Origin of the sequence: Dokdonella sp., assembly GCF_039926425.1 — a bacterium.
Taxonomy (GTDB): Bacteria; Pseudomonadota; Gammaproteobacteria; order Xanthomonadales; family Rhodanobacteraceae; genus Dokdonella_A.
Map to the genome: position 1 here is coordinate 1 of NZ_JBDSWZ010000134.1, position 23,321 is coordinate 23,321.

The following is a 23,321-nucleotide window of genomic DNA, read 5'->3' on the forward strand; positions in this document are numbered from 1 at the left end:
AATCGCTTCCAGAGCGCGTAGCGCGAGTGCGCGCTCGGCCTCGCTCGCGATCCGCGGTGTGATGTCTTCTGCAGCGAACAGTGCGTCGGTCGGGCTGTCGCCCGGACGCAGCAGCGGACCCTTGCGGATCGCATGACTGAACACACCATCGAAATGAATCAATGCGGTTTCGCCGTGCTGGTCGACACGGTCGAGGTACGGCTGCAGCAGCACGCTCCGCCCGGCGTCGAGCAGACGTGCGACATGCGCTTGCGCGCCATCGAGTTTTGAGCGGCTGTGCCGTTGCGCATCGCGCGAGCCGGCGCCGACGCCCGGTTTGACCACGAACTCGCCGGCGTCGGTGCCGGCGACGAATGCGTCGAGCGAAACGCGTGCATCCGCGCCCGGCTCGACGAACGTGCTCGCCACGATCGCAATACCTGCGCGTGCGAGATCGGCGAGGTAGTGCTTGTCGGTATTCCAGCGCAGCACTTCCTGCGGATTGAGCAGGCGTGTGTGTTGCGACACCCGCGCGGCCCAGCCGAGGAATTCCGGTAGGCGCTCGACGTAGTCCCACGTCGAGCGCAGCAAGGCGACGTCGAAGCGCGACCAATCGATGTTCGCATCGTCCCAATCGACGATCGTGACGTCGGCGCCGGCATCGTGAAACGCGGCGCGCAACGGTGCCAGATCGTCGTCGAGATCGCGCGCCGCGGCGACGGAAACGAGGGCGATCATCGGTGCGATCATGCGCTTTGTGTCGATTGAAAGGTCGAGCGTAGCCGATCCGGACGACGCTGCGCAGCGTGCCGGCCGCGTTGCGGCATGCGACCATGGCAGTGCGCCGGGGGGGCGCTCAACGGAGGGCGCCGCGACGCGGCGTCATGTTCAATGCAGCTTCGGCTCCTGTTCAATCTCGTCCTGATCGTCGTGTTCGTCGTCGGCATCCTCGGTGCCGGCTGGCACTACCACGCGCAACTGCAAGGCGACGCGATGGACGAAGTGCGGCACAACTCCGAAGTGCTGATGGAGACCGCACTCGCGATCCGCAGTTACACGACCGACCAGATCAAGCCGCACCTCGATCCGCTCAACGCCGAGCGTTTCCTGCCGCAGACGGTGCCGGCATTCGCAGCGACCGAGACCCTGCATCGTCTCGGTGATCGCTACCCCGGATACGACTACAAGGAGTCGGTACTCAATCCGACCAATCCGCGCGACCGCGCGAGCGGGTGGGAGCGCGTGTTGATCGAGCAGTTTCGCGCGGACGGCGGATTGAAGGAGTTGACCGGCGTGCACGGCGACGGCATTGAGCAATCGATGTACGTCGCGAGGCCGATCACGATCCACCAGGTGCAATGCCTGGTGTGTCACAGCACGCCAGACGCCGCGCCGACGACGATGCGCGCGGTGTACGGCGACGACAACGGCTTCGGATGGAAGGAAGGCGAGACGATCGGCATGCAGCTCGTGCGCGTGCCGATGCTCTATCCACTGGAAAAGGCCAAGCGTGCGTTCACCACATTCATGTGGTCGCTTGCAGCGGTCTTCGGCCTCATGTTCATCGGCCTCAATGTCGCGCTGACCCGGCTGGTGATTGCGCCGATGGCCCGGATCAACGTGCGTCTCGAAGAGCTGGCGACCAAGGATTTCCTCACCGATCTTGTCAATCGTCGACGCTTCTTCGAGCGACTGGAGACGGAGATGGCCGAGGCGCGCACGCGCCAGCTGGGATTGTCGGTGGTGATCTTCGACCTCGACTTCTTCAAGCGCATCAACGATACGTTTGGCCACGACAGCGGCGACATTGTTTTGCGCCATACCGCGCTTCGCGTTCGCGAGGTGCTGCGCAGTTCGGACTGCGCAGCGCGCTTCGGTGGCGAAGAATTCATCCTGCTCCTGCGCGAGACCCGCATCGACGCCGCGATGGCGATCGCCGAGGCGGTGCGCGCGAAGATCGCCGGCGATCCGTTCGAGACGGTGGGCGCGGTCAGCGCCAGTTTCGGCGTCGCCGAGTGGAATCATGCGGAAGATCCGCGCGGCCTCATCAATCGCGCGGACAAGGCGCTCTACCAGGCAAAGCACGACGGTCGCAACCGGGTTGTTCGCGCGACGGCGTGACGTTCGGGCGAATGCAACAGACCAGGAGACTGAAATACGAAGACCATGAAGAACCCGAAAGGATGAAGTGGACGAAGGTGCAGGGAAGCCGGATCGATTGCGGTAGACCCATCCGCTGTTGCTTTTTCTTCGTGTCCTTCCCCTCCCATCCATGGCGCGCTGCTGTTGGCATTGCGACGGGGCAGCGGGTATTCTCGCGCCGCGGATGTTGCCCGTTGATCGTTGGCGACCGCCGCTCTTGATCCAGGGGAAAACCATGCATTCACACCCAGTTGCGTTGCGGCGGCGTGTTGCCGCGTGCTTCGCTGTCGCCGCGCTTGGCGCCGGTTTCGCGTCGACGGTGCCCGCTGGCGATGTCTTCGTCATGCGCCAGAGCGTCGTCTCGAACGGCGGCGGTTTCATTTTCGACAACTGCTACAGGTTGTTCGCCGTGGTCGGGCAGCCAGTGCTCGGGGTCGTGGGCAACAGCGAGTTCATTCTGGAGTCGGGCTTCCTGACTTCAGTGCCGTCGACCGACGACAAATTGTTCCGATCCGGATTCGAAACCAGTACGGGGGCCTGCAAACCATGAAATTCCAGTTTTGTGTCATACACATGCTTGCATTGGCGCTCGGTGCGTCCATCTCGCAGGCCGCCTTCGCTGTTCCGCAACTGCCCGAGTTCAACTACCAGGGCAAGCTTGAGCAGAACGGCTACCCCGCAAACGGCCCATATGCGATGACGTTTTCGCTGTGGGACGCCGCGACCGGTGGAACCCAGATCGGTTCGACCATTTCCGAGCCCGCGTGGCCGGTGACCAACGGACTCTTCAGCATCAATCTTGCGTTCGTCGATGCGTTCGACGATCAGCAAAGCTGGCTCGAAGTCAGCATCAACGGCGCTGTTCTCGCGCGCCAGCCGATCGCAACCGCACCCATCGCCCAGTTCGCGCTGCACGGCAATGTGGGTCCCGCAGGCCCACAGGGTGCAGCTGGCCCAGCAGGTCCCGCTGGCGCTCCGGGACCGGCGGGTCCGGCGGGTGATGCAGGACCGGCCGGTCCAGCCGGCCCAGCCGGCCCCCAAGGCGGAGCGGGTGACGTTGGTCCGGCAGGTCCGATTGGCGCCACGGGACCCATCGGGGCGACCGGACCGATTGGTGCGACGGGACCCATCGGAACAACAGGGCCCATTGGCGCCGCGGGGCCGATCGGTGCGACGGGAGCCATCGGTGCGACTGGACCCGAAGGCGCCCAGGGCGCCGCGGGTGCGACGGGTCCGCAAGGTGCTCCGGGTGCGCCGGGCCCGCAGGGCACTCCGGGGTTGGTGGGTCCGACCGGTCCTCAGGGAACGCCCGGTGCAACCGGAGCGACGGGTTCGCAGGGTCCTTCCGGAGCGATCGGCCCAGCAGGGCCGGCGGGCGCTCAGGGTTTGCAGGGTGCGACTGGCGCGCAGGGTCCTGCCGGCCCGGCCGGCAGCGGCAAGTACAGCGTGAAGATCAACGGCACGTTGAGTACCGCGCTGACAAGGCCTCTCTATCCGCTCAATGTGCTGGGTTACAGCGGCAGCGTGGCGTTGATTTCGCCGCAGTCGTACATCATGACGATCGATGCAGGCGGTACGGTCGGAGGATCGGGCACGGCGACCTATATCAGTGCCGACTGCAGTGGCCCGGCCCTCGTCGCCACCACCACTGTCAATCCAGGCGGTGTGCTCGCGCTCGGTGTGCAGAACACGCTTTACTATATTCCCCGCTCAGGGGCGACGATCGTGAACAATCCGACGCCGGCAAGTCGCTCGAACACTGCGTTGGGCAACTGTGGTGCATACACGACCCCACTCGCGGGGACTGTCTATTCCGCGCCGCTCAATGTACCGGCCACGACAGGCGTCGATCCGATCGCCGAGCCGATCACCGTCACGATCGACTACGTTCCCTGAGTGCAGCGTTCCGCGGCGTCGATGCGCGCCGCGGAACGGTGGGATTCAATCGTCGCTTGACGACGGCGGTCGACCGCTTGCGATGAAGCGCCCGTTGATGCGCGGGCTCACCGTGACTCAGAGGTTCCGGTAGTTCGGTCCGCTGCCGCCTTCCGGCGTCACCCACGTGATGATCTGGTACGGATCCTTGATGTCGCAGGTCTTGCAATGCACGCAGTTCGCGGCGTTGATCTGCAGGCGTTTTCCGGCGCCGTCGTCGACGATTTCGTAGACGCCGGCGGGGCAGAAGCGCTGGCACGGATTGCCGTATTCCTCGGCGCAGCGGCTGACGCAGATGCTGGTGTCGGCAACGTGCAAATGCACGGGCTGGTCTTCATCGTGTTCGGTCGCGGCGAAATAGACGCCGGCGAGGCGGTCGCGCGGAGCGAGCGTGCGATCGACGTAGGAAGGTTGCTCGGGCGATACCGCATTCGCATCGCTGCGTGTCGCGGCTTCGGTCGCATCGATCTTGTGCAGCGAAGACCAGTCCGCGTGATTGCGCAGCGTCCACGGCGACAGACCTGCCGTCGCAGTTTCCCATCCTGCGTTTGCGAGGCCCGCCCAAAGGCCCTTGTTGAAACCGGGGCGAATGTTGCGCACCTTTTTCAGTTCCGTCATCACCGGTGACGCGCGCAGTTTCGCGTCGTAGCCTTGCGACGTTTCTGTCGCGGCGATATGTTCGGCCGCGAGCATTCCCGAACGCATCGCCTGGTGCGTGCCCTTGATCTTCGGCACGTTGAGCAGTCCTGCGCCATCGCCAATCAGCAATGCGCCCGGCATCTCCATCTTCGGCAACGACTGCCAGCCACCTTCGACCAGCGCGCGCGCGCCTGCGGACACGATGCTTCCGCCATCGAGCAGCGCTTTGATCATCGTGTGATTCTTGAACTGCTGGAACGCTTCCCATGGACGGAACAGCGGATCGGCGTAGTCGAGGCCGACCACGAAGCCGATCGCCACGCGATCCTGGTCGAGCTGATAGATGAAGCTGCCGCCGTAGGTCGATGTGTTGAGCGGCCAGCCGAGCGTGTGCATCACCTTGCCCGCTTCGACGCGTCCGGCTGGCAACTGCCACAGTTCCTTGATGCCGATGCCGTAGGTCTGCGGATCGGCATTCTTGTCGAGTGCGAATCTTGCGATCAGCTGTTTGCTCACGCTGCCGCGACAGCCCTCCGCGAACACGGTGATCGGTGCCTTGATGTCGATGCCTTGCGTGTAGCCGGCTTTGTGGCTGCCGTCCTTCGCCACGCCCATGTCGCCGACACGCACACCGCACACGGCGCCGGCATCGTCGAACAGCGCTTCCGCTGCGGCAAAGCCTGGATAAATTTCGACGCCAAGCGCTTCTGCTTGGGGCGCCAGCCACGCGCACAGCGCACCGAGCGACACGATGAAGTTGCCGTGGTTGTGCATCTGCGGCGGCGTCACCGGCGACTTGAACGCACGCGTCGAATCGCGCATGAACCAGAACTCGTCCTTCGTGACCGGCACGCACACCGGCGGTGGGTTTCGACCCCATTCCGGCAGGAGTTCATTCAGCGGCTCGGGCTCGATCACCGCGCCGGAGAGAATCTGCGCGCCAACTGTCGACGCTTTTTCGAGCACGCACACGCGAATGTCAGGCTTCAGTTGCTTGAGGCGAATCGCGAACGCAAGTCCGGCCGGCCCGGCGCCAACGGTGACGACGTCGTATTCCATGATGTCGCGTTCGCTCATGGCGGGCTCCGGCTGGATGCAATGGGAATCGCCGATTGTCCGGCTTCGGAGCCGTAGCGGCAAACGGCGCGCACCTGTGTGCGCACCGCTGGCATACTTGAGGGTCCCACCCTTCATCCGTGTTCCTCATGACCGACTCTTCCAACGACGACGAACTGCGCGGCGCGACGGCATTCCAGCAACTGCACTGGCTGGCCAGCGGGCGCATCGACAGCGTTGGCCTGACCGCTGCGTGCTCTGCGGCCGTGGCGCGCCGGAACGGGGAGATCAACGCATTTCTCGCGCTCGACGACAGCGCGGCCGAGCAGGCGCAGGCGAGCGACGCCCGCCGCCGCGAGGGCCGCACCATCGGCCGACTTGACGGGCTGGTCGTCGCAATCAAGGACAATCTCGATGTCGTCGGGCTGCCGACAACGGTCGGGCTCCCGGGTCGTCGACATCGTGTTGCAAGCGCGGATGCGAGCGCGGTCGCACGCTTGCGGGCGGCTGGTGCGGTCATTCTCGGAAAGACCAATCTCGACGAAGGCGCGCTCGGCACGTTCAGCGCGAACCCGCATTACGGCGCCGTGAACAATCCGCTGCGCATCGGTTACACCGCGGGCGGGTCATCGGGAGGATCGGCCGCCGCGGTGGCTGCAGGTCTTGCGAGTTTCGCGCTCGGCAGCGACACGCTCGGATCTGCGCGCATTCCCGCCAGTCACTGCGGCATCTACGCGCTCAAGCCGACGCACGGCGGGATCTCGACGCGCGGCATGGTGCGTGCGGCGCGGCGCCTCGATTCGATCGGAATCCTCGCCCGCTCGGTCGAGGACCTGTCGATCGTGTTGCAGGTGCTCGACGCGCACGATCCTGCCGATCCGCGTTCGCGCAAGCGCCGCGTCGCGCTCGCGCCGCCGGACTGGGAGCCGGGTCGCCTGCGCTCCGGGTTCGTGCGTGACCTTGCGTCGATCGGCGTTTCGCCGCAGGTCCGCGCGCTGTTCGACAGCGCAATCGAGCGGGTCGGTGGCGCATTCGGCCATCGCGTCGAGGTGGATTTCAGCGACTACGATTTTGCGCGTACCCGCCGCGCTGCCTTGCTGGTGATGGAGGCGGAACTGGGCGCGGAGCTGCATGCCGACCTCGCGGATACGCAACACCCTGTATCTCCGCGCCTCCGCGCGATGCTTGATTTTGCGCGCAGCAAATCGGCGGTCGACTACGCGGTCGCCGACCGCGTGCTCGATGCGGCGGTGCTGAAGGCGCGCCGCTTGGCATCCGAGATCGACGTGCTGATTCTCCCGACGGTGTCACATGGTTCCTATCCACTGGCCGACGGCGAGCGGGCGAGCGATGCCGACCTCACCAGTTTTGCAAGCCTCGCCGGTTGCCCTGCGGTGAGCGTGCCGATGGGAATCCTTCCTGACGGCATGCCTGCAGGCCTTCAACTTGTTGGCGCTCCCGGTTCCGACCTTCGCCTGCTCGAGCTCGCCGGCATCTGTGCCGCGACACTCGACGCCACGCCGTGCTACCCCGCCGGCGGGTGATCTCGTCTGCTGTTGGGGGATCGTGTCCCCTCGGCGGTCGTAAGTAATAAATCCTCGATACGAGTCAATCTGTAAGATCTTGCAGTTGTTGGAGGATTAACTTCGTGCTTGTGCTTTTCGGCATGTCAAGTGCATAGTTCTCAATAGCGCGCATCCATCGCGGCCATCAGGGGCCCGCGGCGGCATTCCAGGACGGATATCAGAGGGTCTCCAAGGACCTCCGATGTTTTGTCGTGCGCGTTCGTTTTGACAACGATGTCCATCAGGGGAATTCGCATGCGTTCGTGGTACTGCAGCCGGAATGGCGACTTGTCGCGACGCGGAGGCCGAGCGGCCTCCCATCTATTGAGCTTGTTGATCGCATTTCCTGCGCTGCTGGCTGCGTTTGCCGCGCACGCCGATGTTGGGGTCAACAAGAGCTTCAATCCGATTGCGGTGTCAACTGGCCAGGTGTCGTCGCTGACGATCTCGCTGCTGAATTCGAACTCCACGGCGGCGACCGGAACGACGCTGACGGATACCTTGCCGCCCGGTGTGATCATCGCCACTCCACCCAATGCAAGCACCACCTGCGCTCCGGGGACAGTCGGCGCCGTTGCTGGAGGCGCTTCCGTCACTCTCACCAACGGAACCGTTCCCGCTTCGGCAGGCGGACCAGGCCAGTGCGTGATCGTTGTGGATGTTGTGTCGTCGACGTCCGGTTCGTACATCAACACCGTCCCCGTCGGCGCAGTGACGTCATCCCAGGGCAGCAATGCACAAAATGCGCAAGCGACCCTGACCGTCGTGGCGTTGGCCCCGGTCGCGGGCAGCAAGGCGTTCAACCCCGGAAACGTGCATGGCAATGGCGCCGTCAGCACGCTCACAATCACGCTTCCCAACAGCAACGGGGTGCCGCTGACCGGTGTGTCGATCACCGACACTCTCCCTTCGCAGCTGGCCGTGGCATCGATCCCCAACCTCAGCACGACGTGCGTGCCTGGCACGCCTGCAAGCACAGCGACATCCGTCAGCCTCAGCGGCGCCACCATCCCCGCCAGCGGCTCGTGCACGCTGTCGGTCGACGTCGTTGCAAAAGATCCAACGTCGTTTTTCGATGCCAATGCGACCAACACGGTCCCTGCTGGAGCATTGACCTCCGACCAGGGCGTGACGAACGCGCTATTTTCCAACACCGTGCGCGTGCAGACCGGCGCGCAAGTGTCCAAGGGATTCGCGCCCAGTCCGATCACCTCCGGCGGGACAACCACGCTGTCGATCTTCTTCCGCAATTTCAATGCGACGGCGCTTGCCCCGATTACATTGACCGACACGTTGCCGGCCGGCATGACTGCGGTCGGACCGGCTGCCACCACCTGCGTCGGAGGAACGGCAAGTTTCACCGCCGGAAGCGTCAGTATCACGGGCGGCAGCCTGGCGGCCGCGGCAGCCGGTATCGGGTCGACCACCTGTACGCTGACCGTCATCGTCACCGCCACCAACGCGACGCTCAATCCGATCGGGCTGATCAACACCATTCCGGCCGGCAATTTTTCGGGCATCCAATACCCGTCGTCCACGGCAACGCTCACGGTCAACCCGCCGAGCAATATTGTCGGCAGCAAGTCGTTTGCGGGTGCGCTCCTGCAGACCGGCGTGATGACCATGACGGTGACGTTGACCAACGTCACGGCAACTCCCGCGTCGATCACCGCGTTCACCGATGACCTCGCCACGATGGGTGCAGGCTTCACGGTTGCCGCTGCACCACCGGCGTCGACCACGTGCGTCGGCGGCATCGTCAACGCACCTGCCGGCGGCACTCTGATCACAATGTCCTCGGGAGTGATTCCTGCCAACGGAAGCTGCACCATCGTCGTGCCGGTCCAGGTCGGACCGAATGCGCCGACCGGAGTGCGCACCAATACGATTGCTGCCAATGCGGTGGTCACCAGTCAAGGCAACAATGTGCTTCCCATCACCGGCACAGCCAACATCGCGCGCGCGCTGGATCTCGCCAAAAGCTTTGCACCGGGCACCGTTTTTGCTGGCGGGAACAGTCGCCTGACGATCACGTTCACACGCCGCGCAGGTGCGTCCGCGCTGACAGGATTGAGCGTCACCGACACACTTCCGGCCGGTCACGTCATCGCGACGCCGCCGACGGCGAGCACCACGTGCGGCGGTACCGTCACCGCAACTGCTGGGTCGAACAGCGTTGCGCTGAGCGGCGGCGCATTGGGCGGTGGAGCCAGCAGCACGTCATGCGTCGTTCAAGTCGATGTCAAAACGCCTAGCGGGAGCGCGGGGACCGCGACGAACACGATTCCAGCGAATGCCGTCACGACGACGGAAGGCGTCACGACGACTGCGGCGACCGCAACTATCGCGCGAGTGACAAGTTCGGTGAGCCTGAGCAAGGGGTTCAGTCCGGATACGGTTGTCATCGGAGGGACCTCGACCCTGTCGGTGGGAATCCTCAACACGAATCCGGGTGCTGTGAGCCTGACAGGCGTCGGCATCACCGACAGTCTTCCGTTGGGAATGCTCGTCGCCACGCCGCCCGTTGCGACCTTTAGTGGTCCGGGTTGCAGCGGTGGCACCTTGACCGCTGTGGCGGGTTCGACATCGGTGCAACTCACCGGCGCGACGGTCAGCGCCAATGCGGCGTGCCTGATCAAGCTGAACGTCGTCGCGATGGCTGCCGGCAATCTGATCAACACCCTTCCCGCGGGCGCGGTGACCAACACTCAAGGAGTCAGCAATCTCTCCCCCGTGTCGGCGACGCTCGCGTCCACCGGCACAGCGAACCTTGCGATCACGAAAACCGATGGCCGGGTTCAGGCGATTGCAGGAAGCAGCGTGACCTACACGATCGTTGCGAGCAACGCGGGTCCCAATAGTGTGGCTGGCGCAAACGTTGTCGACAATCCACCGGCCGGCGTCACTTTCACGTCATGGACATGCACCGCAAGTGCGGGATCAGGCTGCCCCGCGAGCGGGAGCGGGCCGATCTCCGCGCTGGTGTCGCTGTTGAATGGCGGTACCGCCACGTTTTTGGTCGACGCTCTCATCTCGCCCGCAGCCACAGGCACGATTTCCAATACCGCCACGCTGGTGACGCCAGGTTCCGTTGTGGATCCGGACACGAGCAACAACACCGCAACCGACATCGATACGCTGGTGCGTGAGGCGGACCTCACGATCAGCAAGACCGATGGCAGCACGACAGCGCTTCCCGGAGGCGCGATCGTCTACACGATCGTCGCAACCAATGCCGGCCCGAGCGTCGCGACCGGCGCGGTCATCACCGACACGCTCCCCGCGACGATCACCGGCGCGACGTGGACTGCGGCATACGCGGGCGGTGCAACCGGTCCTGCGACCGGCACAGGCAACATCAGTGCGACGGTGACCATTCCGGTCGGCGCAACAGCGACATTCACACTCAGTGGCACGGTGAGTTCGACCGCCACAGGTAGCCTCTCGAACACGGCGACTATCGCACCGCCGGCGGGCACCACCGATCCCACCCCAGCCGACAACAGCGCAACCGACACCGACACGCTCGATCCGTCCGCAAACCTCGGCATCACCAAGACCGACGGCAGCGCAACCTACACGCCCGGTTCGGCGATCAGTTACACGCTTGTCGCCAGCAATGCAGGGCCGAGCGCCGTCACCGGCGCCACAGTGACCGACACGATTCCGGCGGCAATCACCGGCGCGACGTGGACGGCGACGTACGCGGGCGGCGCGACAGGTCCGGCCAATGGCAGCGGCAACATCGCGGCCACGGTCAACGTGCCGGTTGGCGCCACAGTGACCTTCACGGTCGGCGGCACCGTCAGTGCCGCGGCAACCGGTAACCTGGTCAACACCGCAACCATCGCGCCGCCCGCCGGCACGATCGATCCGGTCACCACCGACAACAGCGCAACCGACACGGACACGGCGTCGTCCAGTGCCGACGTGGTCGCGTTGAAGACCGGACCCGCATCGGTCGGTCTGGGTGGTGCGCTCAGCTACACCGTGGTCGTGTCGAACAGTGGCCCGAGCAATGCGAATGGCGCCACGTTCTCCGATCCACTGCCGGCCGGCATCACTGCGGTGACGGCAACCTGCGGCACGCCGACGGGAGGTGCCGCATGCGGCGCCGTCAACGTCGCCGGCAGCACCGTGACGAGCACGATCACCACGTTGCCCAATGGCGGCAGCGTCACGTTCACCATCAATGGCACTGCGCCGCTGACTGGAGCGTCGATCTCCAACACGGCGACTGCCAATCCGCCCGCGGGCACCACCGACCCCACCCCGGCGAACAACACAAGTACCGTCGCGACCACGTTGCTGCCGGCACAGTTGACGGTGACGAAGACGGCGACGCCGAACCCGTTCGTGGTTGGCCAGCCGGCCGAGTACACGATCACCGTGAAGAACACGGGCACAGGCACCAGCAATGACCCCATCACCGTCGCCGACACGTTGCCGACCGGTATCACGCTGGCGGGTTTCGCGGGGAGCAACTGGACCTGCACGGGTACGACAACACTCAGCTGCACGTTCAGCGGCACGCTCGCTCCAAACGCGATAGCGACGCTGACGCTCACAGTCGACGTTGCCGCGTCCGCGACGAACGCGAGCAACGCAGCGACCGCGACCGGCGGGGGCGATCCAACGTGCTCCCTCGCAACACCACCCGCGCGATGCACTGGCACGGTGACCGTTCCGGTCGCGGCCTCGGCGGATATCGCGGTGACCAAGACCGTCGACAACGCGACGCCGAACGTCGGACAGAACGTGATCTTCACGATCACCGCGACCAACAATGGTCCGAACAACGCCACCGGCGTCGCGATCACCGACGCCTTGCCGTCGGGTCTCGCGTTCGTCTCGGCGACGCCGTCGCAAGGCACGTTCACGTCCTCCACCGGTTTGTGGACCGTGGGTGCACTCATCAACGGCAGCAGCGCAACGTTGCAGGTCACCGCGAAGGTTCTCGTCACCGGCGCCCTCACCAACACCGCGATCAAAACCGCGGGTGACCAGTTCGATCCCGATACCAGCAACAATTCGGCATCGGCGATCATCAACGGCCAGCCGTCAGCCGACCTGCAGGTGCAGAAGACCGTCGACAACGCAGTGCCGAATCTCGGCACCAATGTCACTTTCACGATCACCCTGACCAATGCAGGACCGAACGATGCGACCGGCGTTGTCATCAGCGACCCGTTGCCGCTGGGCCTCAACTTCGTCTCGGCAACTCCCTCGCAGGGCACATATGACGACGTCACGGGACTGTGGGCAGTCGGCGCGGTTGGGCAGGGCACCTCGCAGACATTGACGCTGGTCGCCACGACCACACTGCCGGGTGACATCACCAACACGGCATCGGTGAGCGCATCGAACCAGTTCGACCCGAACACCGCGAACAACAGTGGTGGCGCGACGATCAACGGCCAGTCGGCCGACCTGCAGGTCGTCAAAACCGTGAACGATGCGAATCCGATACGCGGCGACACGGTGACCTTCACAATCACCGCGACGAACAACGGTCCGAGCAACGCGACCGGTGTCGCGATCACCGACGTGCTTCCGGCAGGCCTGGCGTACGTCTCCTCGACGACGTCGCAGGGTACGTATGCGAACGGCACCGGCATCTGGACCGTTGGCAACCTCGCGGCAACCGGAGCGGGAGCGACGGCCACGTTGACCATCGTCGCGACGGTCAATACCGACAGCGGATTCACCAACACGGCGGCAGTCAGCGCGGCGGGTCAGCCCGATCCGAATCCGGCCAACAACAGCTCGAGCGTGGTCATCACGCCGGTCGCGAGTTCCGATCTGTCAATCACCAAGACCGACAATGCGACGACCGCGATTCCCGGGACGGCGATCACGTACACGATCGTTGCGACGAACGCCGGTCCAAGCACCGCGACAGGCGCCACGGTGGCGGATACGTTGCCGGCGTCGATCACCGGTGCGACGTGGACGGCGGTGTACAGCGCCGGCGCGTCCGGGCCTGCAAGCGGTACGGGCAGCATCAACGCCACCGTGACGATTCCGGCGAATGGCACGGCGACCTTTACGCTGACCGGCACGATCAGCGCGACCGCAACCGGCACGCTGACCAACACAGCGACGGTGGCGGCTCCGGCTGGTACGACGGATCCCACTCCCGGCAACAACAGTGCGACCGACATTGATACGCTGGTGCCGACGGCCAACATCGGCGTCGTCAAGAACGGTCCGGCCAGCGTGGTCGCAGGCAGTGCGATCAGCTACAGCGTCGTGGTGACGAATGCAGGCCAGAGTGCGGCGAACGGGACGACGTTCACCGACGTGGTGCCAACGTCGATCACCGGCGTGAGTGCGACCTGCGGCTCGCCGACGACAGGTGCTGCGTGCGGCGCAGTCAACGTCGCCGGCAACACCGTGACGAGCACGATCACCACCTTGCCGAGTGCCGGCAGCGTGACCTTCACGATCAGCGGCATCGCGCCGCCGAACGGAACCAGTCTGTCCAATACAGCCAGCGCGGTTCCGCCGACCGGTGTCACCGATCCCGACCCGACCGACAACAGCTCGACCGTCAGCACGACCGTTGCGGCGTCGGCGGATCTGTCGATCGTCAAGACCGGCCCGGCCACCGTGGAGTCGGGAGCGCCGATCAGCTACACCTTGCTGATCGCCAACGCCGGCCCGAGTGCGGCCGATGGCGCGACCTACAGCGACACCGTGCCAGCCGGCATCACCGGCGTGATCGCGACGTGCGGTTCACCTCTCGGTGGTGCGGCGTGCGCGAACCCCGGCGTTACCGGCAACACGGTGTCGGGCAGCGTGCCGGCTCTGCCATCCGGCGGCTCTGTGACGATCACGATCAGCGGCAACGCGCCGTTTGGCACGCAGACGGTCAACAACACCGCGACAGTCACTGCGCCGACTGGCGTTGCCGATCCGAACGTTGCCAACAACACGTCGAGCGCGAGCACGACGATTGGTGGTGCGGCGGATATTGCTCTGATCAAGACGGTGAACAACGCGGCGCCGAATGTCGGTGACACGGTGGTGTTCACGATCACCGCGACCAACAACGGTCCGAACGATGCCAGTGGCGTCGCGGTCACCGACAGCCTGCCGGTCGGTCTCGGCTTTGTCTCGGCAACACCGTCCCAGGGCACGTACACCAGCGCCTCGGGTCTGTGGACGATCGGTGCCATCGCCAATGGCGACAGCGTGACGTTGACGATCACCGCATCGGTTGATCTGCCAGGCAGCCGGACCAACACAGTCGCGGTGAGTGCGGCCGACCAGCCCGATCCGGACACCAGCAACAACAACGCCGGTGCGTCGGTCGGTGCGGGTGCGACGGCGGACATCGGCATCGCCAAGAGCGTGGACAACTCCGGGCCCAACGTCGGCGACTCGGTGACCTACACGCTGACCGTGACGAACCACGGCCCGAACGATGCAACCGGCATCGAGGCCACAGACCACCTGCCGACCGGCACCACGTTCGTCAATGCGCTGCCATCGCAGGGCGCGTATGACCCGGTCGGTGGCGTGTGGACCATCGGTGCGCTGGCGAACGGCGCCAGTGCCACGCTGACGATCACGGTCGATGTCACGGCCGCCGGTTCAATCACCAACACCGCCACGCTGACGCACGAAGACCAGTTCGATCCGGTCGGTGCGAACAACCAGGCCGGTACGACGCTGAACGGGCAACAGGCGGATCTGGCGGTCACCAAGACGATCGACAACGCGACACCCGACGTCGGCGATACGGTGACCTTCACGGTGACGGTGCACAACAACGGTCCGTCGGCGGCAACCAACGTCGCGCTGACAGATCAGCTGCCCGCTGGTCTCGCATACGTCTCGTCGGTCGCTTCGCAAGGCACCTATGTCGCCGCGAACGGGATCTGGACGGTGGGCTCGCTGAGCGCAGCCGGCCCGACCTCGAGCGCAACGCTGACGGTGGTCGCCACGGTCACCGAGGCCGGAGCGATGGTGAACACGGCAAGCGTGAGCGCGTCCGATCAACCGGATCCGAACACCACCAACAACAGCGGGAGTGCGCCACTCAATGGCAGCCCGCTGGCGAATCTGGCGGTCGACAAAAGCGGACCTGCGAGCGTCACGCCGGGCAATAACGTGGTGTACGCGGTGGTCATCACCAACAACGGTCCGAGTGATGCGACCAACGTGATCGTCTCGGATCCGACCCCGGCGGGGCTGACGTTCGTCGGCAACTCCGGTGCCTGCGTGACGGCGTACCCGTGTTCGATCGCCGCACTCGCAAACGGCGCGAGCGCGACCATCACCACGACCTACGCGGTGCCAGCAAATTACACCGGCGCGAATCCGATCACCAACACCGCCAGCGTGACCAGCGACACGCCCGATCCGGACACCACCGACAACCAGTCGTCGGCGCAGACCGGCGTGGGTGCAGGCAGCGCGGATGTGTCGATCGTGAAATCGGGCCCTGCAACGGTGGCAGCGGGCGCGTCGATCAGCTACCAGCTTGCGATCGTCAACAACGGTCCGAGTCCGGCCAACGGCGCCACCTACACCGACAACGTGCCGAGCGGCATCACCGCGATCAGCGCCAGCTGCGGCGGCGCGTCCGGTGGCGCGTCGTGCAGCACGCAACCAGTGGTGACGGGCAACACAGTCAGCGGTACGGTCGGATCGCTGCCCAGTGGCGGCGGCGTGGTGATCACGATCACCGGCACTGCAGGCACGGGCCCGCTGACGCTCACCAACACCGCGTCGATCGATCCGCCGGCCGGCGTCAACGATCCGGACACCGACAACAACAGCTCCACGGTGACCACCGCGATCGGTGCGAGCAGTGCCAATCTTTCGGTGCAGAAACTGGGTCCGGCCAGCGTATCCCCCGGTGCCAATGTCACCTACACGCTGACCGTCACCAACGCGGGACCCGACACTGCGATCAACGCGGTCCTCAACGATCCGACGCCAGCGGGCCTGACGTTTGTGTCGGCGTCCACACCCTGCGCGGCCGGATTCCCGTGTGTTCTCGGCGACATCGTGTCGGGCGGAAGCACCATTGTGATGATCACGTTCTCAGTTTCGCTTGACGCCATGGGTACGATCGCCAATACCGCGACAATCGGCAGCGACACCCCCGACCCGGTCGACATCAACAATGTCAGTACGGTGACATCGACGGTCATTCCGGTCGCCGGCATCTCCGCCGACCTGCGCGTGACGAAGAGCGGACCGGCGAACGCCACCGCAGGCTCGACGATCGGCTACAGCATCACGATCGCGAATCAGGGGCCGGATGCAGTTCCCGATGCGGTGCTCACCGATCCGACACCCGCAGGCCTCACGTATGTGTCGGCAAGTGCTCCGTGCGCCGGCGGCTTCCCGTGTGCGTTGGGAGCGTTGGCGAGCGGTGCAAGCACCGTCGTGACCGTCCGGTACACGATCGACGCCGGCTTCACCGGCACAGTGACCAACATTGCGAGCGTGAATTCCGCAACCATCCCGGATCCGACGCCCGACAACAACGCGAGCGTCGCGACCACTGCCGTCATCGGCGGTCCCCCGGCCATCACGCAAACGCCAGTGCCCGTCGACGCACGCTGGATGCTGATGCTGCTGGCCGCGTTGCTGGTGCTGGTTGCCGCTCCGCGCGCAATGCGCAGTCGTTGAAAGCACCCCAAGCGCGATCGGAAACGGATCGCGCTTGGGGGCTCCATGCACGCCGTCGCAGGCATGGATGACAATCGTTGCCGATGATCGTCGCAAGCCGGTAGGCTGCGGCGACCTCTTCGAACGGGCCAGTATCGAGTTGCCTTCCGTCGCGAACAAACAGTCGCTCCATTTCCGGCTACCGTCTCTTACGATCGCCGGCGCGGATGTGCGTTATTCGCCCGCGTTTCATCCGCGCGTTGCTGCGACGCGATCGATGCACGTGTTGATGCACGAGATCGACTGGGAGCAACACCATCTCTCGTTGTTCGGTCGTGACGTGGCGGCGCCACGCCTGTCATGCTGGATGGGCGATGCCGACGCGGTGTACACCTATTCCCGCACGCGATTCGTTCCACGTCCTTGGACACCGCACGTTGCGACCTTGCGTGACGATCTTTGCGAACGACTTGGCTTCCACTTCAACAGTGTCCTCGCCAATCTGTATCGCGACGGGCGCGATTCAATGGGCTGGCACAGCGACGACGAACCGGAGCTTGGATCACAACCGCTGATTGCGTCGCTCAGCTTCGGTGCGCAGCGGACATTTCGGATGCGCGCGTGCGCGACACGCGAACCCGCACTGTCGATCGAGCTCGCCCACGGCAGTGTGTTGCTGATGGGAGGCGACACCCAAACCCTCTATCAGCACGCACTGCCGAAGCGTTTGCGCGTCACGGACGCGCGCATCAACCTGACGTTTCGGATGATCGGTAAGGGCGCGACGCCTCGGTGATTGGCAGCGCCGCGACGCCCCAAGCGCCGCGTCCACAACGGTCGGGCGACAATGGGAAACCGCAAGCGCTTTGACAACGAACGACACGGGAACATGATGGCGAAGGACGTTCAGCGTCCGCCTCCGAGTCGTTTGAAATTGACGCTCTTCCTTTGTCGGATACGCACGCGAAGAAACAGCGACGCGAGGAACGATCACACCAGGAAGATCGTCGCCAGCCCGAGGAAGATGAAGAACCCGCCGCTGTCGGTGAGCGCAGTGATCATCACGCTCGCGCCCATCGCGGGATCGCGACCGAGCTTGATCAGCGACATTGGAATCAGTACGCCCATCAGCGCGGCAAGCAACAGGTTCAGCGTCATCGCCGCAGTCATCACGAGGCCGAGCGCGAGGTTGCGATAGAGCAGCCATGCAACCAGGCCGATCACGCCGCCCCAGATCACGCCGTTGACCAGTGCGACCCCGAGTTCCTTGCGCAGCAGCCTCTTGCCGCTGGTCGGGCTGATCTGATCGAGCGCGAGTGCGCGCACGATCATCGTGATGGTCTGGTTGCCCGAGTTGCCGCCGATGCCGGCGACGATCGGCATCAGCGCGGCGAGCGCGACGAGTTTCTGGATCGACCCCTCGAACAGGCCGATCACGCGCGATGCAATGAATGCGGTGACGAGGTTGATTGCCAGCCACGCCCAGCGGTTGCGCAGTGACTTCCACACCGAGGCAAAGATGTCTTCGTCTTCGCGCAGACCGAAGCGTTCGCGCACTTCCGCATCGCTCTCTTCGCGGATCACGTCGACCATCGCGTCGATCGTCAGGCGTCCGATCAGTCGGCCGCTGGAGTCGACTACTGGCGCGGTGACCAGGTCATAGCGTTCGAATGCCTGCGCGGTTTCGGCAACATCGTCGTCCGGATGAAACGTGTTCGCGTCCGCAGCCATCACTTCGCTGACGTCCTTGGCCGGATCGTTCACCAGCAGCAAGCGGATCGGCAACACGCCGGTCAGCAGCGTGTCGTGATTGACCACAAACAGTTTGTCGGTGTGCTCGGGCAGTTCCTTCAACCGGCGCAGGTATCGCAGCACCGTTTCCAGCGTGACGTCCTCGCGGATCGTCACCATGTCGAAATCCATCAGCGCGCCGACCTGATCCTCGTCCCATGACATCGCGGACTGCACGCGCTCGCGCTGGTCGGCGTCGAGCCGATGCATCAGTTCCTGCAGCACATCGTCTGGAAGATCCTCGGCGAGATCCGCAAGTTCTTCCGCGTCGAGCTGCTCGGCCGCCGCGAGCATTTCCGGGCGATCCATGTCGGCGAGCAGCGATTCGCGCACCGAGTCGGACACTTCGAGCAGGATCTCGCCGTCGCGATCGGCCTTGACAAGGGTCCAGATCTCCAGTCGTTCGTCGGTCGGCAGCGCTTCGAGGATGTAGGCGATGTCGGCCGGATGCAGTCCGTCGACCTCGCGCTGCAGTTCCGCCACGTGCTGCCGATGCACCAGGCTGTCGACCAGGTCGTGATGGTCGCCGTGCTGGCGGTGGGCGAGATCCTCGACCAGGTGCTGGCGACGCAGCAGTTCCGTCACCCGCGCGAGCTGGCTCTGCAAGTGGCTATGCGGCTTGCGGGTGTCGACTTCGCTCATGGATCCGGCCGGCTGGCGACGCTGGAATACCCGCCGGCAATCGGCCGGGGCGGGAGGAAGACGGACGACGCTGCGACGCCCGCGGCCGTCATTGTCGCCGCTTCGCGCGTCCGCGGGAACTCAGGTGCGCGGTGCGGATCGCGACCGCGCCATCGACCCCTCGTGCAGGGTCCAGTCAACCAGTTCTGGAATGAGCGCATTGAGCGACGCCTGGAAGGCGACGAATGCGCTGGCGGCATCGGTTCCCGCCGCGGGCGCTTCCTGCGCGAACGCCCTGGTCGCGAGGACACGGTTGGTGGTGTAGTCGAGCAAACGCGCCTGCAGCCGCACGGCCGCGTGCGCGCTGCCGTCGCGGATCTCCAGTTGGAAATCGTGCAGCTCGATGGCCAATGAGTAATCCCCGCGCAGTCCCGACGCCGAACTTCCGACGCCGACAATGCGGTGCGACGTTTCGAAACCCAGCACGATCAACCCGCGCAGCATTGCCGGTGCCGAGTCGCGCCAGCGCGCGGCGGGGAACACCTCGAGCACGCCGGGCGTCGGCATCACCGCGATGCGTGCGCTGTCGAGCGTGTCGCTGGCGAGCGGCGTTTCGATCACCAGTTGCCAGTCCACGGGTGGTTCGGTGGACGCAGTGAGCGGTGCGACCTGCGGCGCATACACCGTGAACGGCGTGCGCTGCACGTTGAGCAGCGAGGAGCACGCAGTGGTCAGCAGCGTGACGAGCACGGGCACAAGGAAACGGGTGCGCTTCATTTCGACTGGAACTCCTTGGGCTGGTCGCGGCCTAGCAGCAGGCTGTCGGATGCACCGAGCTTGTCGCTCAGCTGTTTGAGCGAGCGCAACGTCTCTCGCAGGTCGAGCACGGTCGGGCCGATCTGGCGCAGGCCCTGGTTGCTGAAGCTGTTGATCGCTGCGCGATTGTCCTCGACCAGCGCGCCGGTGGATCCGGCGACCTTGTCGACCGCATCGAGGGCGTTGCGCACCGACGCCAGGGTGGCGCGCGCATCGTCGCGGATCAGCGTGTTGGTGTTGGTGGCCATCGAGTCGAGCGTGGACAGCGTCTTCTTCAACTGGCCGGTGGCTTCCGACAGTTGGCGCAGCGCGGTGGAGATGTCGCCACGTTCCTCGGCGAGCGTTCCGCTCAGCTGGTCGGCATGTTCGAGCATGTCGGAAATATGCCGGACGTTCTCGTCGGAAAGGATCTTGTTCATGCGGATCAGGACATCGTTGGCGCTCAGCATGATGTCCGATCCGGACGCCATCAGTTTCGACAATGCGGACACTTCCGACGGAATCTGCGGCACCGGAAATTCGCGCGTCGGCAACAGCGGCGGACTGGTCGGCGCACCGCCGGAAAGCTGGATGTAGGCAAGGCCGGTCACCCCTTGTAGGCCGAGCTTCGCGCGCGTGTCCTGCTTGACCGGCGCCGCCGCATCGATGCGCACGCGTGCGATCACCTTGCGTGGATCGTCCGGCGCGAGCGACAGCTGGCGCACTTCGCCGACCTTGATGCCGTTGTATTGCACGAGACCCCCGGTCGTCAGTCCGGAGACCGCTTCGGTGAACACGATGTCGTAGTCGTTGAAGCGATGGTCGACGCTCGACTTCGACATCCACAGCACGAAGGCGAGTGCAAGCAGGAACACGCCGATCGTGAACGCGCCGATGAGGACGTGGTGTGCGCGGGTTTCCATCGGTCAGATCCTGTTGGCAGCGGCCGCAGCCGCAGAAGTTCGGGCGGAGGACACGGCACGTTCGGCGGAACGCCCGCGCGGGCCCTGGAAATAGTCGTGCACCCACGGATCGTCGAACCGTTCGACCTTGTCGAGGGTATCGACGACGAGGATGCGTTTCTGCGAGACCACGGCCACGCGATCGCAGATGGTGTAGAGCGTATCGAGATCGTGGGTGATCAGGAACACGGTCAGTCCGAGGCTTTCGCGCAGGGTCAGGATCAACTGGTCGAACGCAGCGGCGCCGATCGGATCGAGACCTGCAGTCGGCTCGTCGAGAAAGAGAATGTCCGGGTCGAGTGCGATCGCACGCGACAACGCGGCGCGTTTCACCATGCCGCCCGAAAGTTCCGCTGGAAACTTGGCGCCGGCATCGGCGGGCAGGCCGGCGAGGGCGATCTTCAATGCAGCGAGTCGTGCCATCAACGGCAACGGCAAGTCGAAGTGCTCACGCATCGGCACCATGACGTTGTCTGCGACGGTCAGCGACGAAAACAGTGCGCCATTCTGGAACAGCACGCCGCAGCGTCTCTCCACTGCGGCGCGGCGCACATCCGACACGGTGGTCATTTCCTCGCCGAGCAGTTTCACGCTGCCGGCGGTCGGTCGATTCAATCCGATGATCGAGCGCAGCAGCACCGACTTGCCGCTGCCCGATCCACCGACCACGCCGACGATCTCGCCGCGATGGACGGTGAGATCGAGGCCGTCGTGGACGACCTGCTCGCCAAACTGGTTGCGCAGGCCGTCGACCTCGATCACCACTTCGCGCGGCTCGCCGGAATTCGCGCCAGTCGCACCCTGCGTCATACGTTGATCTCCATGTAGAAGATCGCGGCGAGCGCATCGACGAGGATCGCGACAAAGATCGATTGCACCACGCTCGATGTCGTGTGCGTTCCGACCGATTCGGCGCTGCCCGAGACCTTGAAGCCTTCGAGGCATCCGATTGCGGCGATCAGGAACGCGAAGATCGGTGCCTTGCTCATGCCGACCCAGAAATGCCGGGTTGCGGCGAGATCGTGGAAGCGGGCGACGAACATGTTTGGAGAGATGTCGAGCGCGAAGGCGCACACCGCCGCCCCGCCGAGGATTCCGGACAGCATCGCAAGGAACGTCAGCGCCGGCATCGCGATCAGCAGCGCGAGCAGGCGCGGCATCACCAGCACTTCGACCGGATCCAGGCCCAGCGTGCGGATCGCGTCGACTTCCTCGCGCGATTTCATCGAGCCGATCTGCGCGGTGAACGCGCTGCCGGAGCGGCCCGCGATCAGGATCGCTGTGAGCAGCACGCCGAACTCGCGCAGGAACGAGTAGCCGATCAGCTCGACGGTGAAGATGCTAGCACCGAAGTCGCGCAGCACGGTTGCGCCGAGGAACGCGACCACGGCGCCGACCAGAAAATTCAGCAGCACGACGATTGGTACCGCATCGAGGCCGGTTTGCTCGAGGTGAAATGCGAGCGAGGTGATGCGCCAGCGTCGCGGGTCGACCACGCAGCGTGCAAGCGTGGCAAGCAGAAGTCCGATAAAGCCGAGCAGCTGGTACGCGTCGTCGGCGATTTTCTCGACCGCAGCGCCGGTTCGGGCGAGCAGCTCGACGATTCCGGTGTCCGTTCGTGCGGTCGCAGCCGGCTGCTGCTGCGCCTTCGCGACGGCATCGAACAGCGCACGACGATGGCCGTCGAGTCCGTCGATCGGATGGGATCCGGCAAGATCGAGCAGCAATTCGGCACCGGCCGTATCCACCCGGCCAAGGCCGCTCACGTCGATCGCAGCGCCGTCTGGCGCCTGGCGCTTCAGCGTGGCGACCTGGTCCGACAGCGCCGCGGCACCGGCCAGCGTCCAGTCGCCGCTCGCCACGATGCGGTCGTTCTGCAGCGAGGCGCTGCCGGCCGATTGATTTTGCGCAGACGTCATCGGGCAAGGCTAACAGGCGCCTCCGCCGTGCGGATAGCGCGACCCCGCACGCAGCTGAAGTGGCGTTCACTTCCGAGGGGCAAACCACGGCATCATTGCGGCCATGAGCATCGCTGCAGCAGAAAACCGGATCGGCGCGGATGCGTCCCTGAAAACGCGGATCGGCTTCGTGGTCGAGCTGTCGCGCAGATTGCACGAATACGGCACGACCGCGCCGCGCCTCGAGGATGTGATCAACCTGGTGAGCCTGCGGCTCGGGCTGGTGTGCAACGTCCTGTCGACCCCGA

At 64.9% G+C, this 23,321-nt stretch carries 13 protein-coding genes and 1 pseudogene; 7 read left to right on the forward strand and 7 right to left on the reverse strand.

Features of this window, described 5'->3' with window-relative positions; all coding sequences use genetic code 11:
- Positions 1 to 729: hypothetical protein (locus ABIV12_RS08085; RefSeq protein ID WP_348058074.1), on the reverse strand; the 729-nt coding region annotated here is incomplete at its 3' end.
- A 141-nt stretch (positions 730 to 870) separates the two neighbouring features.
- On the opposite strand from ABIV12_RS08085, the gene ABIV12_RS08090 reads away from it, so the two are divergent.
- The 3 genes from ABIV12_RS08090 (at position 871) to ABIV12_RS08100 (ending at position 4,017) form a co-directional block, all read left to right on the forward strand.
- Positions 871 to 2,100 (forward strand): diguanylate cyclase, encoded by a 1,230-nt coding sequence (locus tag ABIV12_RS08090; protein ID WP_348058075.1) that lies wholly within the window; start codon positions 871 to 873, stop codon positions 2,098 to 2,100.
- Positions 2,101 to 2,356: 256 nt separating this feature from the next.
- Entirely contained in the window at positions 2,357 to 2,671 is a 315-nt protein-coding gene (locus ABIV12_RS08095; RefSeq protein WP_348058077.1) for a hypothetical protein, read from the forward strand.
- A complete protein-coding gene (locus ABIV12_RS08100; protein WP_348058079.1) occupies positions 2,668 to 4,017 on the forward strand; it encodes a hypothetical protein in 1,350 nt (449 codons plus the stop codon). Before ABIV12_RS08095 ends, ABIV12_RS08100 begins: the two co-directional genes overlap by 4 nt.
- 117 nt (positions 4,018 to 4,134) lie before the next feature.
- On the opposite strand, the gene ABIV12_RS08105 is transcribed toward ABIV12_RS08100, so the two are convergent.
- Positions 4,135 to 5,772 (reverse strand): electron transfer flavoprotein-ubiquinone oxidoreductase, encoded by a 1,638-nt coding sequence (locus ABIV12_RS08105; RefSeq protein ID WP_348058081.1) that lies wholly within the window; start codon positions 5,770 to 5,772, stop codon positions 4,135 to 4,137.
- A 128-nt stretch (positions 5,773 to 5,900) separates the two neighbouring features.
- Here ABIV12_RS08105 and ABIV12_RS08110 point away from each other — a divergent pair, with 128 nt between their 5' ends.
- The 3 genes from ABIV12_RS08110 (at position 5,901) to ABIV12_RS08120 (ending at position 17,742) form a co-directional block, all read left to right on the forward strand.
- Positions 5,901 to 7,295, forward strand: a complete 1,395-nt coding sequence (locus ABIV12_RS08110; RefSeq protein ID WP_348058082.1) for an amidase — start codon at positions 5,901 to 5,903, stop codon at positions 7,293 to 7,295.
- Positions 7,296 to 7,646: 351 nt separating this feature from the next.
- Positions 7,647 to 16,967 carry a hypothetical protein gene (locus ABIV12_RS08115; RefSeq protein ID WP_348058084.1) on the forward strand — a complete coding sequence of 3,107 codons (9,321 nt, stop codon included), beginning with the start codon at positions 7,647 to 7,649 and terminating at the stop codon, positions 16,965 to 16,967.
- Positions 16,968 to 17,034: 67 nt separating this feature from the next.
- Complete coding sequence (locus ABIV12_RS08120) at positions 17,035 to 17,742, forward strand: alpha-ketoglutarate-dependent dioxygenase AlkB (protein WP_348058086.1); 708 nt, start codon at positions 17,035 to 17,037, stop codon at positions 17,740 to 17,742.
- A 194-nt stretch (positions 17,743 to 17,936) separates the two neighbouring features.
- On the opposite strand, the gene mgtE is transcribed toward ABIV12_RS08120, so the two are convergent.
- The 5 genes from mgtE to ABIV12_RS08145 all read right to left on the reverse strand — a co-directional run bounded on the left by mgtE (position 17,937) and on the right by ABIV12_RS08145 (position 23,034).
- Entirely contained in the window at positions 17,937 to 19,379 is a 1,443-nt protein-coding gene (mgtE, locus tag ABIV12_RS08125) for a magnesium transporter (protein WP_348058088.1), read from the reverse strand.
- A 120-nt stretch (positions 19,380 to 19,499) separates the two neighbouring features.
- Positions 19,500 to 20,135: an ABC-type transport auxiliary lipoprotein family protein gene (locus ABIV12_RS08130; RefSeq protein ID WP_348058090.1), complete on the reverse strand. Its 636-nt coding sequence runs from the start codon at positions 20,133 to 20,135 to the stop codon at positions 19,500 to 19,502.
- A complete protein-coding gene (locus ABIV12_RS08135) occupies positions 20,132 to 21,076 on the reverse strand; it encodes an MlaD family protein (RefSeq protein ID WP_348058092.1) in 945 nt (314 codons plus the stop codon). The genes ABIV12_RS08130 and ABIV12_RS08135 overlap by 4 nt, the downstream gene beginning before the upstream one ends.
- Before the next feature lie 3 nt (positions 21,077 to 21,079).
- On the reverse strand, positions 21,080 to 21,925 hold the full coding sequence (locus tag ABIV12_RS08140) for an ATP-binding cassette domain-containing protein (RefSeq protein WP_348058094.1): 846 nt from the start codon (positions 21,923 to 21,925) through the stop codon (positions 21,080 to 21,082).
- On the reverse strand, positions 21,922 to 23,034 hold the full coding sequence (locus ABIV12_RS08145; RefSeq protein WP_348058096.1) for an MlaE family lipid ABC transporter permease subunit: 1,113 nt from the start codon (positions 23,032 to 23,034) through the stop codon (positions 21,922 to 21,924). Before ABIV12_RS08145 ends, ABIV12_RS08140 begins: the two co-directional genes overlap by 4 nt.
- Before the next feature lie 103 nt (positions 23,035 to 23,137).
- Here ABIV12_RS08145 and ABIV12_RS08150 point away from each other — a divergent pair.
- Positions 23,138 to 23,321, forward strand: a pseudogene (locus ABIV12_RS08150) (threonine/serine exporter family protein); the annotation flags it as partial.

Bases quoted from the DNA above. Each gene is read 5' to 3' on its own strand.
- ABIV12_RS08110 (WP_348058082.1), top strand. From the start codon at position 5,901: ATGACCGACTCTTCCAACGACGACGAACTGCGCGGCGCGACGGCATTC.
- ABIV12_RS08135 (WP_348058092.1), bottom strand. From the start codon at position 21,076: ATGGAAACCCGCGCACACCACGTCCTCATCGGCGCGTTCACGATCGGC.
- ABIV12_RS08105 (WP_348058081.1), bottom strand. From the start codon at position 5,772: ATGAGCGAACGCGACATCATGGAATACGACGTCGTCACCGTTGGCGCC.
- ABIV12_RS08100 (WP_348058079.1), top strand. From the start codon at position 2,668: ATGAAATTCCAGTTTTGTGTCATACACATGCTTGCATTGGCGCTCGGT.
- ABIV12_RS08095 (WP_348058077.1), top strand. From the start codon at position 2,357: ATGCATTCACACCCAGTTGCGTTGCGGCGGCGTGTTGCCGCGTGCTTC.
- ABIV12_RS08090 (WP_348058075.1), top strand. From the start codon at position 871: ATGCAGCTTCGGCTCCTGTTCAATCTCGTCCTGATCGTCGTGTTCGTC.
- ABIV12_RS08130 (WP_348058090.1), bottom strand. From the start codon at position 20,135: ATGAAGCGCACCCGTTTCCTTGTGCCCGTGCTCGTCACGCTGCTGACC.
- ABIV12_RS08145 (WP_348058096.1), bottom strand. From the start codon at position 23,034: ATGACGTCTGCGCAAAATCAATCGGCCGGCAGCGCCTCGCTGCAGAAC.
- mgtE (WP_348058088.1), bottom strand. From the start codon at position 19,379: ATGAGCGAAGTCGACACCCGCAAGCCGCATAGCCACTTGCAGAGCCAG.
- ABIV12_RS08120 (WP_348058086.1), top strand. From the start codon at position 17,035: ATGACAATCGTTGCCGATGATCGTCGCAAGCCGGTAGGCTGCGGCGAC.
- ABIV12_RS08140 (WP_348058094.1), bottom strand. From the start codon at position 21,925: ATGACGCAGGGTGCGACTGGCGCGAATTCCGGCGAGCCGCGCGAAGTG.